Source organism: Bradyrhizobium sp. BRP20 (genome assembly GCF_020194215.1).
In the GTDB taxonomy this organism is placed as follows: Bacteria; Pseudomonadota; Alphaproteobacteria; order Rhizobiales; family Xanthobacteraceae; genus Bradyrhizobium; species Bradyrhizobium yuanmingense.
Window position 1 is genome coordinate 371550 of record NZ_JADYVY010000004.1, and the last position, 14146, is coordinate 385695.

Consider the following 14146-nt stretch of genomic DNA (forward strand, 5'->3'; position numbering starts at 1 on the left):
GAGCTGCGGGCGCGTCGGCGCCCGCGGCGACTTTGCAAGAAGCCGCGGGAATGATCTGCGGCCTTTCTCCAACGCCAGTATTTGCACCGTCAAATTGACTGGCCTGTATGGGTGAAACAGTGACGATCCAGAAAAATTGGCAAGAACTGATTCGGCCGAACAAGCTCCAGGTCACGCCCGGCAGCGATTCCTCGCGTTTCGCGACCATCGTCGCCGAGCCGCTTGAGCGTGGCTTCGGCCAGACCCTCGGCAATGCGCTGCGCCGCATCCTGCTCTCCTCGCTCCAGGGCGCGGCGGTGCAGTCGGTGCACATCGACGGCGTGCTGCACGAGTTCTCTTCGATCGCGGGCGTCCGTGAGGACGTCACCGACATCGTGCTCAACATCAAGGACATCTCGATCAAGATGCAGGGCGAGGGCCCCAAGCGCATGGTCGTGAAGAAGCAGGGCCCGGGTGTCGTCACCGCGGGCGACATTCAGACGGTCGGCGATGTGGTCGTGCTCAACCCCGATCTGCAGATCTGCACGCTCGACGAGGGCGCCGAGATCCGCATGGAGTTCACGGTCTCGACCGGCAAGGGCTACGTGCCCGCCGAGCGCAACCGTCCCGAGGATGCGCCGATCGGCCTGATCCCGGTCGACAGCCTGTACTCGCCGGTCCGCAAGGTCTCCTACAAGGTCGAGAACACCCGCGAGGGCCAGATCCTCGACTACGACAAGCTGACCATGACGATCGAGACCAACGGCGCGATCACGCCGGATGACTCGGTGGCCTACGCCGCCCGCATCCTGCAGGATCAGCTCAATGTGTTCGTCAACTTCGAAGAGCCGCGCAAGGAAGTCGCCCAGGAGATCATCCCGGACCTCGCCTTCAACCCGGCCTTCCTCAAGAAGGTGGACGAGCTCGAGCTGTCGGTGCGTTCGGCCAACTGCCTGAAGAACGACAACATCGTCTACATCGGCGACCTCGTGCAGAAGAGCGAGGCGGAAATGCTCCGCACCCCGAACTTCGGCCGCAAGTCGCTGAACGAGATCAAGGAAGTGCTGGCCCAGATGGGTCTGCACCTCGGCATGGAAGTGCCGGGCTGGCCGCCGGAGAACATCGACGAGCTCGCCAAGCGCTTCGAGGATCATTACTGAGCGAATGGCGAGTAGGGAGTGGCGAGTAGGGGAAGAAGATCTATTCGCTACTCACCATTCGCCACTCGCGGCCTAGGGCGAACGCAGGAAGCCCACCTGAAAACCAGTCGCTGAACCACCGCGACACAATCGAAGAAGGACTACACACATGCGTCACGGCAAGGTTCATCGGAAGCTCAACCGCACGGCCGAGCACCGCAAGGCGATGTTCGCCAACATGGCGGCCGCGCTGATCAAGCACGAGCAGATCGTCACCACGCTGCCCAAGGCCAAGGAGCTTCGCCCGATCGTCGAGAAGCTCGTCACCCTCGGCAAGAAGGGCGGCCTGTCGCTGCGCCGTCAGGCCATCTCCGAGCTGCGCGACGTCGATATGGTCAAGAAGCTCTTCGATACGCTCGCGACCCGCTACAAGGACCGCCAGGGTGGCTACACCCGCATCATCAAGGCGGGCTTCCGCTACGGCGACAACGCCGCGATGGCCGTGATCGAGTTCGTCGATCGCGACGTCGACGCCAAGGGCCAGGATTCCGGCCCGGTGCAGGAGAAGGAAGCCGAGGCGGCGTAAAGCCCGACCGGCATGACGTTTCAAAAGCGGCGCCTTCGGCGCCGCTTTTTTGTTGGAACGGTCGGGTGGACAAAGGGCGCGCTCTTGGCGCGCCGTGCCCACCATTCACGCTCCTCACGCGTCGGTGAGCCCTGATTGCAGCTGAGGGAGCCGCTTCCGATATCTCCATCCGCATCCATGGAGATATCGCATGAAGATCGACCTTTCCGGAAAAACCGCCCTCGTCACCGGCTCGACCGCCGGCATCGGCCACGCCATCGCCAGGGGGCTCGCCGGCTCCGGCGCCAGCGTCGTGATCAACGGCCGCGGCCAGGACAAGGTCGATGCGGCGGTGCGCAGGTTGGAAGGGACGGGCGCCAAGGTCCGCGGCATCGCGGCCGACGTCTCGACCGCGGCAGGCTGCAAGGCACTCGTTGCGGCGCTGCCCGAGGTCGACATCCTCATCAACAATGCCGGCATCTTCGAGCCCAAGGATTTCTTCGCCATCTCCGACGAGGACTGGAGCCGTTTCTTTGAGGTCAACGTGATGAGCGGCGTGCGGTTGTCGCGCGCCTACATGAAGGGCATGCTCGCACGCAATTGGGGCCGCATCGTCTTCATCTCCTCGGAATCCGGGCTCAACATTCCCGTCGAGATGATCCACTACGGCATGACCAAGACGGCCCAGCTTTCGGTGGCGCGCGGCCTGGCGCAGCTCACCAGCGGCACCGGCGTCACCGTCAATTCCGTGCTGCCGGGCCCGACCATGTCGGAGGGCGTCGAGACGTTCGTCAAGGATCTCGCGAAGCAGAACGGCCAGTCCGTGGACGAGGCCGCCGCCAACTTCGTCAAGCAGCATCGCCCGAGCTCGCTGCTGCAGCGTTTCGCCAGCGTCGACGAGATCGCCAACATGGTGGTCTATGTCGCCTCGAAGGAGGCATCCGCCACCAACGGCGCAGCGCTGCGCGCAGAAGGTGGCATCGTCAACACGATCGCCTGAGGAGATGCGCATGGCGGCCTATGTGATCTCGGAGGTCGAGGTGCGCGATCCCGCCGCATTCGAGGCCTATCGCGCCCTGGCTGCCAAGACGATCGCGCAGTACGACAGGCGTTATCTCGTCCGCGGCGGCAAGGCCGAGCTTGCCGAAGGCAATTTGCCGCCAAAGGCCATTATCATCGTCGAGTTCGCGTCGATGGCGCGGCTGAAGGAATGGTACGCCTCGCGGGAATATGCCGAAGCGCTCAAGGTGCGGCAGACGGCGCTGGAGCGGCGGCTGTTGTTCGTTGAAGGGACGCCGGTGCCGTAGGGTGGGCAAAGCGAAGCGTGCCCACCATTGTCGCGACTAGAGAGAGATGGTGGGCACTGCGCAAGTGCGCGTTGCCCACCCGACGAAAGCTACCATCCCTCCAGCACGATCTTGCCGCGCGACTTGCCGCTCTCCAACAGCGCGTGCGCGCGCTTGAGGTTGGCTGCGTTGATTGTGCCGAAGGTCTGGTCCAGCGTGGTGCGCAACACGCCCTTGTCGATGAGGTCGGCGACATCATTGAGCAGATGATGCTGCGCGATCATGTCAGGGGTCTGGAACGAGGAGCGCGTGAACATCGATTCCCAGTGCACCGAGATTGCCTTGCCCTTGAATGCGGCAATCGTGAACTCCGGAGGATCATCGATCAGGCCGAACTTGCCCTGCGGTGCCATGAATTCCGCAATCGCCTTGTAGTGCTGGTCGGTAAAGGTGAGGCTGGCCACGAGTGCGATCGGCGGCAGGTTCAGTTTCTCGATCTGCTCCTTCATCGGCTTGCCATGGTCGATCACCGCATGCGCGCCGAGATCGAGGCACCATTTCTGCGACTCCGGCCGTGTCGCGGTGGCGAGCACCGTCAGCCCGGTGAGGCGGCGGGCGAGCTGGATCAGGATCGAGCCGACGCCGCCGGCGCCGCCCGTGATCAACAGCGTGCGCGGATCGACGCTCTTGCCCGGCACCGCACCGAGCCGGTCGAACAGCAGCTCCCAGGCGGTGATCGAGGTGAGGGGAAGAGCGGCGGCTTGGGCGAACGACAGGCTCTTCGGTTTGGCGCCGACGATGCGCTCGTCGACCAGATGGAATTCGGCGTTGGTGCCCTGGCGCAGGATCGAGCCCGCGTAGAACACCTCGTCCCCTGGCTTGAACAGCGTGACCTCAGACCCGACCGCATCGACCACGCCGGCCGCGTCATAGCCGAGGATCTTGGTCTCGCCCTCGGGCGGGGCGGCGCGCTTGCGCACTTTGTAGTCGACCGGATTGGCCGAGATCGCTTTCACCGCGACGCGGATGTCGCGCCCTTTGGGGTCGGGTTTAGCGGTCTCGAAATCGAACAGTGATTCCGCGTCCTCGATCGGAAGCGATTTCTTGTAGCCGACGGCTTTCATGGCGTGTCTCCATCAGATGGCTTTGTTCGCCCGCTGCCCTAACTGTCGCTCTGGCTCCGATTTGGCAAGTACTGTAAATTTGGGGATATAGTCCCTGTTTGGATACTATTGGGAAAAAGCCGCATGAAACGCCGTAACTTCGCCCGCCGTCCAGGCTGCTCGGTCGAGGCGACGCTGGACCTGATCGACGGCAAGTGGAAGGGCGTGATCCTCTACCACCTGCAGAGCGGCACCCAGCGCTTCGGCGAATTGCGCCGCCGGATGCCTGGCATCACCCAGCGCATGCTGACGAAGCAGCTGCGCGCGCTGGAGGAAGACAAGCTCGTCATCCGCAAGGTCTATGCCGAGGTGCCGCCGCGGGTGGAGTATTGCCTGTCCGAACTGGGCGAGAGCCTGAGGCCCGTGATCGACATCCTGAAGGCCTGGGGCGAGAGCCACCAGGAGCGGTTGTCCTGCGCGCCGCCGCCCGTGGTCGTGAAGAAGAAGCGCGCGGCGTGATCGTTCGGGAGCGGACGCTGCCGCTCCCGAACGAGCGCGTTCTAAAGCGCGATCGCGCTTTAGGTTTTTGTTTGAGCATGATCTTTTCGGAAAACCGCTTCACACTTTTCCGGATCATGCTCTAGAACGCGAACTGCGTGCGCATCGCGACCGCGTCGAACTTCGAGCCGACGTCGGCGGTCGAGATCGGCGAGGCCTGTCGCGACACCGTGCCGTGCAGATAGTCGAGCATGAAGCGCACGTTGCCGTTGACGTACCAGTTGAGCGCGAGCGTATAGACGGTCTGCCGGCCGCCTGCGACGCCGCTCGCGGTCGCGAGCTGATCGTTGAGGTCGATCGTCGAGAACCGTCCTGCGATCTCCCACGCGCCCCAGCCGCCGCCGTCGAGCGAGAACGGATGCGCCGGCTTGACGCCGCTATAGGCCGCGTTCGCCGCATTGTATGAGCGGCCTTCGCCGGTCAGCACATAGCCGGCCTGCGCGTAGCCGCCTTGGAATTTCAGGCTCGGTGCACCCGTCAGCGGCACGGCCGTGTTGGCGGTACGATCGACATTGTACCAGAAATACTCGCCCTGGACGATGAACGGACCGTAGGTCGCCGCCGCCTCGACGCTGTAGACCTGCGCGCCCGAGGCATTGGCGATAGCGCCGGTCGAGATCAGCGTGGTCGGGTCGAGACGCAATTCCGGACGATCGCTGAGCGTGACCGTCTGGGTGTTGGCGATGAGATTGCGCGGCGGCTGGATCAGCCATTGCGCATTGGCGCCGATATGCACCGAGTAGTCCTTCGTGCTGATCGGATTGCCGGCGACGCGCGCCACGGCACCATATTGCTCGCTGGTGCCGGGCGGCGCCGCGCTCGAGGCGGAATGGATCGCACCGGTCGTCGGTCCCGTGACATAGCCGCCGATCCAGAGCTGGTCGTTGAACCAGCGCGCACCGGCTGCGGAACGGAAGTCACCGGCAGCGATGTTGGTCGCGATCACGCCGGGCGAGGCGCGCTCCATGAACATGATGTCGTTCGAGCTCGTCGCTTCGTCGAGCGTGTATGGCAGATCCATGATGCCGGCCTCGATCGCCATCTTGCCGCCGAACGGCTTCAAGCCGGTATAACTGATATAGGCGTTCTCGACGCCGGAGACGCCGCCGCCGGGCAGCGATCCCGGCGCGGCGCCGCCAAATCCGTCGGACGAGCCGCCGAAATCGTAGACCAGCGCGAAATTCCAATCGTGGAAGAACTTGCCGGTGACACCGATGCGCGCGCGGCGGACGTTCTGGCCGCTATCGAGCTTTTGCGGCACGGTGGCCGCGGTGTTGGGACGATAGTCATAGCCGCCGACATCCCAATGCAGGCGGCTGGTGATGGCGACGCAGTTGGCCTGGTCGGCGGTGCAGATCGTCGGCCGGTTGTTCGGCATCGTCACGACGACGCCGGACGCCGGCGCCGGCCCCTTGACGGGGATTGCCGCGTTGGCATTGGCCACCGCGGCCTTTGCCTCCGCGCGCGCCTCGGCCTTTGCCTCTGCCTTGGCTTCGACTTTCGCCTTTGCTGCGGCTGCCGTGTTCGCCGCGGTCTGGCTCTGCAGCTTGTCGAGCTTCTGCTCGAGCATCTTCAACTGCTGCTTCAACAGCGCGATCTCCTGCTCGCTGCTGCTTGCCGACTGGGCCTGGGCCTGCGAGGCCGCCAGCGCGCCGGCGAGACCAATCGCGGTGGCCGCAATTCTTGTTCTGCTCACGTTACGCTCCATCATCTGACTGTTTTCCCCAAGTCGCGAACGGAGAGCCTAGGTGTGATCGATGACTGCCCCGCGACGCTGCGAGCGGTTGCGTCGGTTCCTACTGATGCAAATTCGCCGCAACCGAATCCGCCTCACGCCACCATGCAAGATGACGCACATCATGCCAATCCGCCGCTGGGCAAATTGCCGATTCGCACGGCACCCTTGCATCCCGGACACGGCTTCGAGGCGGCCGAATATTGCCCTCCGGCGCTCTTCTATTGGGGGGCGAACGCGCCTATATTCCGGCGTCATTTCCAAGAGGTAGGAATGTTTCGAGCGACCTGGACTGCCGCCCTTACGGCGCTGTGCGTAGCCTTTTCGGCCACCTTCAATCCGACTGCTGCGCAGGACCGTCGGGTCCCCTCGTCGCCGGCCGAGCTGCGGATGTCCTATGCGCCGATCGTGCAGCGGGTGCAGCCGGCGGTCGTCAACGTCTATGCCGCAAAGGTGGTGCAGAACCGCAATCCGCTACTGGACGATCCGATCTTCCGCCGCTTCTTCGGTGTGCCGGGCCAGCAGCCCGAGCAGATGCAGCGCTCGCTCGGCTCCGGCGTCATCGTCGATGCCTCCGGCCTCGTCGTCACCAACGTCCACGTCATCGAGGGCGCCGACCAGGTGAAGGTGTCGCTGTCGGACAAGCGCGAGTTCGAGGCCGAGATCCTGCTCAAGGATTCCCGGACCGATCTCGCCGTACTGCGCCTGAAGGACAGCAAGGAGAAGTTCCCGACGCTGGACTTCACCAATTCCGATGAGCTCTTGGTCGGCGACGTCGTGCTCGCGATCGGCAATCCGTTCGGCGTCGGCCAGACCGTGACCCAGGGTATCATTTCGGCGCTGGCGCGCACGCAAGTGGGCATCACCGACTATCAGTTCTTCATTCAGACCGATGCGGCGATCAACCCGGGCAATTCCGGCGGCGCGCTGGTCGACATGGGTGGCAAGCTCGCCGGCATCAATACCGCGATCTATTCGCGCTCCGGCGGCTCGCAAGGCATCGGCTTTGCGATTCCCGCCAACATGGTGCGCGTCGTCGTCGCCTCCGCCAAGAGCGGCGGCAAGGCGGTGAAGCGGCCCTGGCTCGGTGCGAAATTGCAGGCGGTGACGCCCGACATCGCCGAGAGCCTCGGCTTGCGCTCGCCGACCGGTGCGCTGGTCGCGAGCGTGGTGTCGAACGGTCCGGCGGCGAAAGCCGGCCTGAAATCCTCCGACCTCATCACCGGGATCGACGGCCAGATCGTGGATGATCCCAACGCCTTCGACTATCGCTTCGCAACCCGTCCGCTCGGCGGCACCGCGCAGCTCGACGTGCAGCGCGGCGGCAAGTCGGTGAAGCTCACGGTAGCGCTGGAGACCGCGCCCGACACCGGGCGCAACGAGCTCGTCGTCACCGCGCGTTCGCCGTTCCAGGGCGCGAAGGTTTCGACCATCACGCCGGCCGTCGCCGATGAGCTGCGTCTGGATGCCGACACCGAAGGCGTCGTGATCACCGATATCGGCGGCGATACCGCGGCTGCGAGTGTCGGCTTCCAGAAGGGCGACATCATCCTGGCCGTCAACAATCAGAAGATCAGCAAGACCGGCGACCTCGAGAAGGCTGCAGGTGAACGGGCACGGATCTGGCGCATCACGCTGGTGCGTGGTGGCCAGCAGATCAACGTCACGCTGGGCGGATGAGTCCGAAGCGACCAACGGAGACACCGACTCTCTTTGCTGCGGCGGGGCTCGATCACGATGCTCCGCATCCGCTGCCGGACCGGCTGCGCCCGCGTGCGCTGTCGGAGGTCGTCGGCCAGGATCACATCCTCGGCCCGGACGGTGCGCTGACGCGCATGCTGGAAACGCGCACGCTCGGCTCGCTGGTGTTTTGGGGCCCGCCCGGCACCGGCAAGACCACGGTGGCGCGGCTCCTGGCTGACGCGACGGATCTGCATTTCGAGCAGATCTCCGCGGTGTTCTCTGGCGTCGCCGACCTCAAGAAAGCGTTCGATGCCGCGCGCGCCCGGCGCGAGATGGGCAAGGGCACGCTGCTGTTCGTCGATGAGGTGCACAGATTCAACCGCGCCCAGCAGGACTCCTTTCTGCCGGTGATGGAAGACGGCACTGTCGTCATGGTCGGCGCCACCACCGAGAACCCGTCCTTTGAGCTCAATGCGGCGTTGCTCTCGCGTGCGCGCGTGCTGGTGTTTCGCTCGCTCGATGCCGCCGCGATCGAAAAGCTGTTCGTGCATGCCGAAGCCGTCGAGGGCAGGAAGCTGCCACTCGATGCGGAGGCGCGCGCGGTGCTGGTGCGCATGGCCGACGGCGATGGCCGTGCGTCGTTGACGCTCGCCGAAGAAGTCTGGCGTTCGGCGCGGGCGGACGAGATTTTCAATGCCGCGCAGCTGCAGGAGATTCTGCAGCGCCGCGCGCCGATCTACGACAAATCGGCCGACGGCCACTACAATCTCATCTCGGCGCTGCATAAATCGGTGCGCGGCTCCGATCCCGATGCCGCGCTGTATTACCTCGCGCGCATGCTGGACGCTGGCGAGGACCCGCTGTTCCTGGCCCGCCGCGTCGTGCGCATGGCGGTCGAGGACATCGGGCTGGCCGATCCGCAGGCGCTCGTCATCGCCAATGCCGCCAAGGACGCCTTCGACTTCCTCGGCCATCCCGAGGGCGAGCTCGCCATCGCCCAGGCCGTGGTCTATCTCGCCACCGCGCCGAAATCGAACGCGGTCTACACCGCCTTTGGCAGCGCGATGCAGGTCGCCAAGCAGGCCGGCTCGCTGCTACCGCCAAAGCACATCCTCAATTCCCCGACCAAGCTGATGAAGTCGGAAGGCTACGGCTCCGGCTACGCATACGACCACGACGCGCCGGACGCCTTCTCCGGCCAGGACTACTTCCCGGAGGCCCTAGGACGTCAGACCTTCTACGACCCGCCCGAGCGCGGTTTTGAACGCGAGATCAGGAAGCGGCTGGATTACTGGGCCAAGCTGCGCAAGGAGCGGGGCGGGACTTAGGGCTACAGGGCGTATATTTACGGTTTACGTAACGCGTAAATCTTGCTACTCGCCGGGGAAACTCCCATGGCTCATACACCAACACATCCCGGTGAGCATCTCGCCGAAGAACTGCGCGAACTCGGCATTTCGGCCGCAGAGCTGTCGCGTCAGATCGACGTACCTGTGAATCGCATCACCGGCATCATCAACGGGCAGCGCGGCATCACCGCCGACACGGCGTTGCGCCTGGGTCACTGGTTCGGCACCAGCCCGCAATTCTGGATGAACCTGCAACAGCAATATGAGCTGCGGCTGGCGGAGAAGGAGGTGGGCGCGCAGGTTGCGTCGCTGCCCCGCCGCGCCAATGCGCAGTCGACGCGAAAGCTTGGAAAAACCGCATGAGTCGCCGCATCAAGAGAATGAACCCAAAGCCGCGTTCGCGTGACGAGCGCGACGACTCGCGGGCGCATCAGGCGCGTAGCGCGAAGAAGGCCGGGCCGCGTCCGGGCGGCAAGCCCGGCGGGAAGCCGCCGCGCTTTGTCGGCGATCGCGCCGAGCGGCGTCGGCCAAAAGCAGTCCAGGAGAGGCCTGCGCCTGCAAAGTCCATCGAGGCGCTGCTGCCGACCAAGGTGCAGACCGTCACGGTCACGGCCGACGAGAACAACATGCGCGTTGACCGTTTCCTGGAAGCGCGCTTTCCCGGCCTGTCGTTCTCCCACATCCAGCGCGTCGTGCGCAAAGGCGAGCTGCGCGTCGACGGCAAGCGCGTCGACAGCAAAGACCGGCTGGAGGAGGGACAGAGCGTCCGTATCCCGCCGCTCAAGCTCGATGCGCCGAAGGTCGTCGGCGAGCTCTCGGAGGCCGCGCAGAAGACGCTGAAGGCGCTGAAGGAGATGACGATCTGGGAGGACGACGACGTCCTCGTCCTGAACAAGCCGGCCGGCCTTGCCGTGCAGGGTGGCTCGGGCATGACGCGGCACATCGACCAGATGCTTGAGGTGATGCGCGATGCCAAAGGCCAGAAGCCGCGTCTCGTCCACCGTATCGATCGCGAGACCTCGGGCTGTCTCCTGATCGCCAAGACGCGCTTCGCTGCCTCACACCTGACCGGCGCGTTCCGCTCGCGCTCGGCGCGAAAGGTCTATTGGGCCTTGGTGCCGGGCCTGCCGAAGCCGAAGCAGGGCCGCATCTCGACCTTCCTTGCAAAGGAGGAGGGCGAGGACGACACCATCATGCGCATCGCCCAGCATGGCGATGAGGGCGCCAGTCACGCGGTGACGTACTACGCCGTGGTCGAGACCGCCGGCAACAAGCTGACCTGGGTGTCGCTGAAGCCGGTGACGGGCCGCACCCACCAGCTGCGCGCCCACATGGCCCATATCGGCCATCCCATCGTCGGCGATCCCAAATATTTCAACATCGAGAACTGGCAGCTGCCGGGCGGCTTGCAGAACCGGCTGCATCTGCTCGCACGCCGGATCGTCATCCCGCATCCGCGCGGCGGCGTGATCGACGCCACCGCGCCGTTGCCGCCGCACATGCAGCAGTCGTGGAACCTGCTGGGTCTGGACGCAACCAGATTTGATCCGATCGAGAACGCGCCTGAAGAATAGTGAGGTTGAATAGGGGCGGCTGGCGCACGACATGTTCCCCCATGAGACGATTGTCGATCTGCTTTGCGCTCTTGGCTACTCTGTTGGTAGAGCCTGCCGCCCGCGCGCAATATGTCTCGCCGGACGCCGCGCGGCTCGCTCCACCGCTGCCTGGGCCGCCACCGCCGCCGAAGATCGAGGTGCCCAAGGTTCCGCAGTTTGACGCGCCGCCGCGCTACAATTACCAGCCGCTCCCGCGCAATTCGTTCAGCGATCGCGTCACGAAATGTCTTCACGACGGCGCAGCCGCAGGACTGGGGCCGGCCGATCGCGGCACGTACGCGCGCATGTGTGCGAACTAGCAGCACTCCTGGTCCTACTGGCGAGGTCGTGACGACACTGGTAATTCGACTGACGACAGGAACAAGAAAACGACATGCGCGAATTGTTCGAAGAAGCTGCGGGGCAGCTCCCGCCTGATCCCCGGGAATCGGCGCGCGCGTCCGCGCGCACGCCGCTGCGCAAGCGCTTCTACAAGGAGGCCGGCGTCGTCGATGCCGAGGGCGGCTTCGCCATCACTCTCGACGGCAAGCCGATCCGTACGCCCTCCGGCCGCCAATTGGTGATCCCGACCCGCGCGCTCGCAGATAGCGTCGCCGCGGAATGGGCCGCCCAGGGCGAGGCGATCGATCCCGTTACCATGCCGTTGACGCGCATCGCCAACAGCGTGGTCGAGGGCGTTATCGATCGCGTCGAGCTCGTCAGCGACGACCTCGCCAAATATTTCGAGTCTGACCTGCTGTTCTATCGTGCCGGCCATCCTGAGGGACTGGTCGCCCGGGAGGCCGCGCATTGGGATCCTGTGCTGTCCTGGGCGGCGCAGACGCTGGGTGCGCATTTCATCCTGTCCGAAGGCGTCATGCACGTGAAGCAGCCGGACGAGGCGGTGAAGGCCGCACGGGCCGCGCTGCCCGGCGACCCCTGGTCGGTCGCCGCGCTCCACATGGTGACCACCCTGACCGGATCGGCGCTGCTCGCGCTGGCGCTGGACCAGGACGTGCGCGATGCCGACCAGGTCTGGGCCGCCGCCCATGTCGACGAGGACTGGAACGTCGAGCAATGGGGCTTGGACGAGGAGGCGGCCGCCCGCCGCGCCGCCCGCCTGAAGGATTTCCAGGCCGCTGCGACGGTTCTGGCGGCGGTGAAGCCGCCGGCCGTGCCAGGTTAACGAGAGGTTTACGAGGCAGCGGTTACGGTAGCCAGCATTCCCCTAGGGCTGCCGAGATGCCGACGCCGGTCACCCCCATCGCTCCCGTCAACGCTGCCAGCCGCCCGGCTGATGCGGCGACGCCGGATCTCGTGCTGCAAGCCGGCAGTGTCGTCGATGCCAGGGTGGTCAGCGTGCTCGCCGACAATCTGGTGCGGATCGCGATCGCCAACCTGGCGATGGACGTGATGTCGGAGGTGGCGCTGACGCCGGGGCAGAATCTCCAGCTCGCGGTCTCGCAGAGCAACGGCACCATTCGCCTTGCAGTCATGGCCGGGGCGGGCGAGGCGGCGGGAGATCAGGTCACGCTGACCCCGCGCGCGGCCTCGCTGGTGGACAGCCCGCCGCTGGCGCCGTCGGTGGCGACGGCACGGAACACCCTCACTCCGTCCGAGCAGGTCGCCGTCCAAACGGCCTCTGCCGGGGCCGTGACCAAACAGGGCAGCCAGGCGCCGCTGTTTGCCAACCTGGCCTCCGTCGTGACGAGCAGCAATCTGCCCGCCGGGCTGAAGCAGGCGGTGCTCGACGTGCTGGCGCAGCAGACGCCGCTCAACACCGCCCTCGACGGCGGTGATATCGAATCCGCCTTCCAGAAATCCGGATTGTTTCTCGAGTCGTCATTGGCCGCAGGCACGACACCGTCCTCCGGCGCGATCCCGGACTTGAAGGCCGCACTGCTGGTGTTGCGCCAGACCCTGGCATCGACCTCCGGCGCGGCGCAGGCAACTGCGTCAGCTGTGCCGTTGCCGGCGAGTGCTGCGGCCACGACGCAGACCGCAGCCTCCGCGCTGGCGGGCGAAACGGCCCAAGCGGCGTCGCCGGAACTCGCTCAACCGGCGCAAGCGTCGCGCGGCGCGCTCGCTGTCGCCGTGCTGGCCCATGCGGCGGGGAACAATCCGCAAGCCTTGGTGTCGCGCACCATGTCCGGGGGCCTTGCCGCGAGCTTGCTGCAGGAGGTCACCGAAAACCTGCCGCGCCTGACCGGCAACGTGCCGGGCTCCAACAAGTCCGTGCCGGACGCCCATATCTTCGAGGCGGCCGCACACCCGACACCTCCACCGGTCCGCGGTGCGCTGCCGGCGCCTCAGTCCATCGCCGCGCCGTCGCTCGCACCGGATACGCCGCTGGCTGCGACCGTGCATCGTCTGCTCGATGACACCGATGCCGCGATCGCGCGGCAGACGCTGTTGCAAATTGCCTCGCTTCCCGATCGCACCGACGCCAGCGGCCACCGCATCGATCCGGCCGTGCCGCAGTGGAATTTCGAGATTCCGTTCGCGACCCCGCAAGGTACCGCGATGGCGCAGTTCGAGATCTCGCGCGACGGCGGCAATGAGTCGGACGATCCCGCCAAGCGCGCCTGGCGCGCGCGCTTCTCGCTCGATGTCGAGCCGGCCGGACCCGTGCATGCGCTGATCACGCTGAACGGCGACAAGACCTTCGTTCGGATGTGGGCGGAGCGGCCGGTCACGGCGCAGCAGCTCCGCGCCGGCATCGGTGAGCTCAGCCAGGCATTGACGAAGGCCGAGCTCAAGCCCGGCGATATCGTGGTCCGCGACGGCACGCCGCCGGCTCCGGCGCCCGCTCGCGCCGGCCACTTCCTGGATCGCGCCACATGAGCAATCCCTCCAAGCTCGCGATCGCGCTGCATTACGAGAAGGGATCTGGCGCGCCCGTCGTCGTCGCCAAGGGCAAGGGCACGATCGGCGAGAAGATCGTCGAGATCGCCAAGGCCCACGACATTCCGATCGAGGAGAACGAGGTTCTGGCCGGCGCGCTGTCGAAGGTCGAGCTCGGCGACGAGATCCCGCCAGATCTCTACAAGGCCGTCGCCGAGGTGCTGGTGTTCGTGCTGCGGCTGTCGGGCCGGGGGCGGTAAACACAACCTGTCATCGTTTCAACACTTAGCGGCTGCATGGTCGCGCTGGT

General features: G+C 65.5%; 15 protein-coding genes. 13 read left to right on the forward strand and 2 right to left on the reverse strand.

What is annotated here, in order from left to right:
- Nucleotides 1-107 precede the first annotated feature (107 nt).
- From I6F33_RS13180 to I6F33_RS13195, 4 genes are all read left to right on the forward strand, one after another.
- Nucleotides 108-1139, forward strand: a complete 1032-nt coding sequence (locus I6F33_RS13180) for a DNA-directed RNA polymerase subunit alpha (RefSeq protein ID WP_036011050.1) — start codon at nucleotides 108-110, stop codon at nucleotides 1137-1139.
- Between the two features lie 148 nt (nucleotides 1140-1287).
- Nucleotides 1288-1704, forward strand: a complete 417-nt coding sequence (gene rplQ, locus I6F33_RS13185) for a 50S ribosomal protein L17 (RefSeq protein WP_025036979.1) — start codon at nucleotides 1288-1290, stop codon at nucleotides 1702-1704.
- Nucleotides 1705-1894: 190 nt separating this feature from the next.
- Nucleotides 1895-2683 carry an SDR family NAD(P)-dependent oxidoreductase gene (locus tag I6F33_RS13190; RefSeq protein ID WP_225142790.1) on the forward strand — a complete coding sequence of 263 codons (789 nt, stop codon included), beginning with the start codon at nucleotides 1895-1897 and terminating at the stop codon, nucleotides 2681-2683.
- A gap of 10 nt (nucleotides 2684-2693) precedes the next feature.
- Complete coding sequence (locus I6F33_RS13195; protein ID WP_225142792.1) at nucleotides 2694-2990, forward strand: DUF1330 domain-containing protein; 297 nt, start codon at nucleotides 2694-2696, stop codon at nucleotides 2988-2990.
- A gap of 89 nt (nucleotides 2991-3079) precedes the next feature.
- Here the strand turns inward: I6F33_RS13195 and I6F33_RS13200 are convergent, their stop codons facing one another.
- Nucleotides 3080-4093: a zinc-binding alcohol dehydrogenase family protein gene (locus I6F33_RS13200; protein WP_225142794.1), complete on the reverse strand. Its 1014-nt coding sequence runs from the start codon at nucleotides 4091-4093 to the stop codon at nucleotides 3080-3082.
- A 123-nt stretch (nucleotides 4094-4216) separates the two neighbouring features.
- Between I6F33_RS13200 and I6F33_RS13205 the strand changes: the two genes are divergently transcribed.
- A complete protein-coding gene (locus tag I6F33_RS13205; protein ID WP_057029641.1) occupies nucleotides 4217-4591 on the forward strand; it encodes a helix-turn-helix domain-containing protein in 375 nt (124 codons plus the stop codon).
- A 121-nt stretch (nucleotides 4592-4712) separates the two neighbouring features.
- On the opposite strand, the gene I6F33_RS13210 is transcribed toward I6F33_RS13205, so the two are convergent.
- Entirely contained in the window at nucleotides 4713-6326 is a 1614-nt protein-coding gene (locus tag I6F33_RS13210; RefSeq protein ID WP_225139877.1) for an OprO/OprP family phosphate-selective porin, read from the reverse strand.
- Nucleotides 6327-6638: 312 nt separating this feature from the next.
- Here I6F33_RS13210 and I6F33_RS13215 point away from each other — a divergent pair, with 312 nt between their 5' ends.
- The 8 genes from I6F33_RS13215 to I6F33_RS13250 all read left to right on the forward strand — a co-directional run bounded on the left by I6F33_RS13215 (nucleotide 6639) and on the right by I6F33_RS13250 (nucleotide 14096).
- A complete protein-coding gene (locus I6F33_RS13215; RefSeq protein WP_036011123.1) occupies nucleotides 6639-8045 on the forward strand; it encodes a DegQ family serine endoprotease in 1407 nt (468 codons plus the stop codon).
- On the forward strand, nucleotides 8042-9376 hold the full coding sequence (locus I6F33_RS13220) for a replication-associated recombination protein A (protein WP_057029642.1): 1335 nt from the start codon (nucleotides 8042-8044) through the stop codon (nucleotides 9374-9376). Before I6F33_RS13215 ends, I6F33_RS13220 begins: the two co-directional genes overlap by 4 nt.
- 66 nt (nucleotides 9377-9442) lie before the next feature.
- Entirely contained in the window at nucleotides 9443-9760 is a 318-nt protein-coding gene (locus I6F33_RS13225) for a HigA family addiction module antitoxin (protein ID WP_057029643.1), read from the forward strand.
- Complete coding sequence (locus I6F33_RS13230) at nucleotides 9757-10971, forward strand: RluA family pseudouridine synthase (protein ID WP_225142796.1); 1215 nt, start codon at nucleotides 9757-9759, stop codon at nucleotides 10969-10971. The genes I6F33_RS13225 and I6F33_RS13230 overlap by 4 nt, the downstream gene beginning before the upstream one ends.
- Nucleotides 10972-11054: 83 nt before the next feature.
- Complete coding sequence (locus I6F33_RS13235; protein ID WP_346657203.1) at nucleotides 11055-11312, forward strand: hypothetical protein; 258 nt, start codon at nucleotides 11055-11057, stop codon at nucleotides 11310-11312.
- A 74-nt stretch (nucleotides 11313-11386) separates the two neighbouring features.
- A complete protein-coding gene (locus tag I6F33_RS13240; protein ID WP_225142800.1) occupies nucleotides 11387-12178 on the forward strand; it encodes an ATP12 family chaperone protein in 792 nt (263 codons plus the stop codon).
- Nucleotides 12179-12234: 56 nt separating this feature from the next.
- Nucleotides 12235-13836, forward strand: a complete 1602-nt coding sequence (locus tag I6F33_RS13245; RefSeq protein WP_036027571.1) for a flagellar hook-length control protein FliK — start codon at nucleotides 12235-12237, stop codon at nucleotides 13834-13836.
- On the forward strand, nucleotides 13833-14096 hold the full coding sequence (locus tag I6F33_RS13250; RefSeq protein WP_036027569.1) for an EscU/YscU/HrcU family type III secretion system export apparatus switch protein: 264 nt from the start codon (nucleotides 13833-13835) through the stop codon (nucleotides 14094-14096). The genes I6F33_RS13245 and I6F33_RS13250 overlap by 4 nt, the downstream gene beginning before the upstream one ends.
- Nucleotides 14097-14146: the final 50 nt, after the last annotated feature.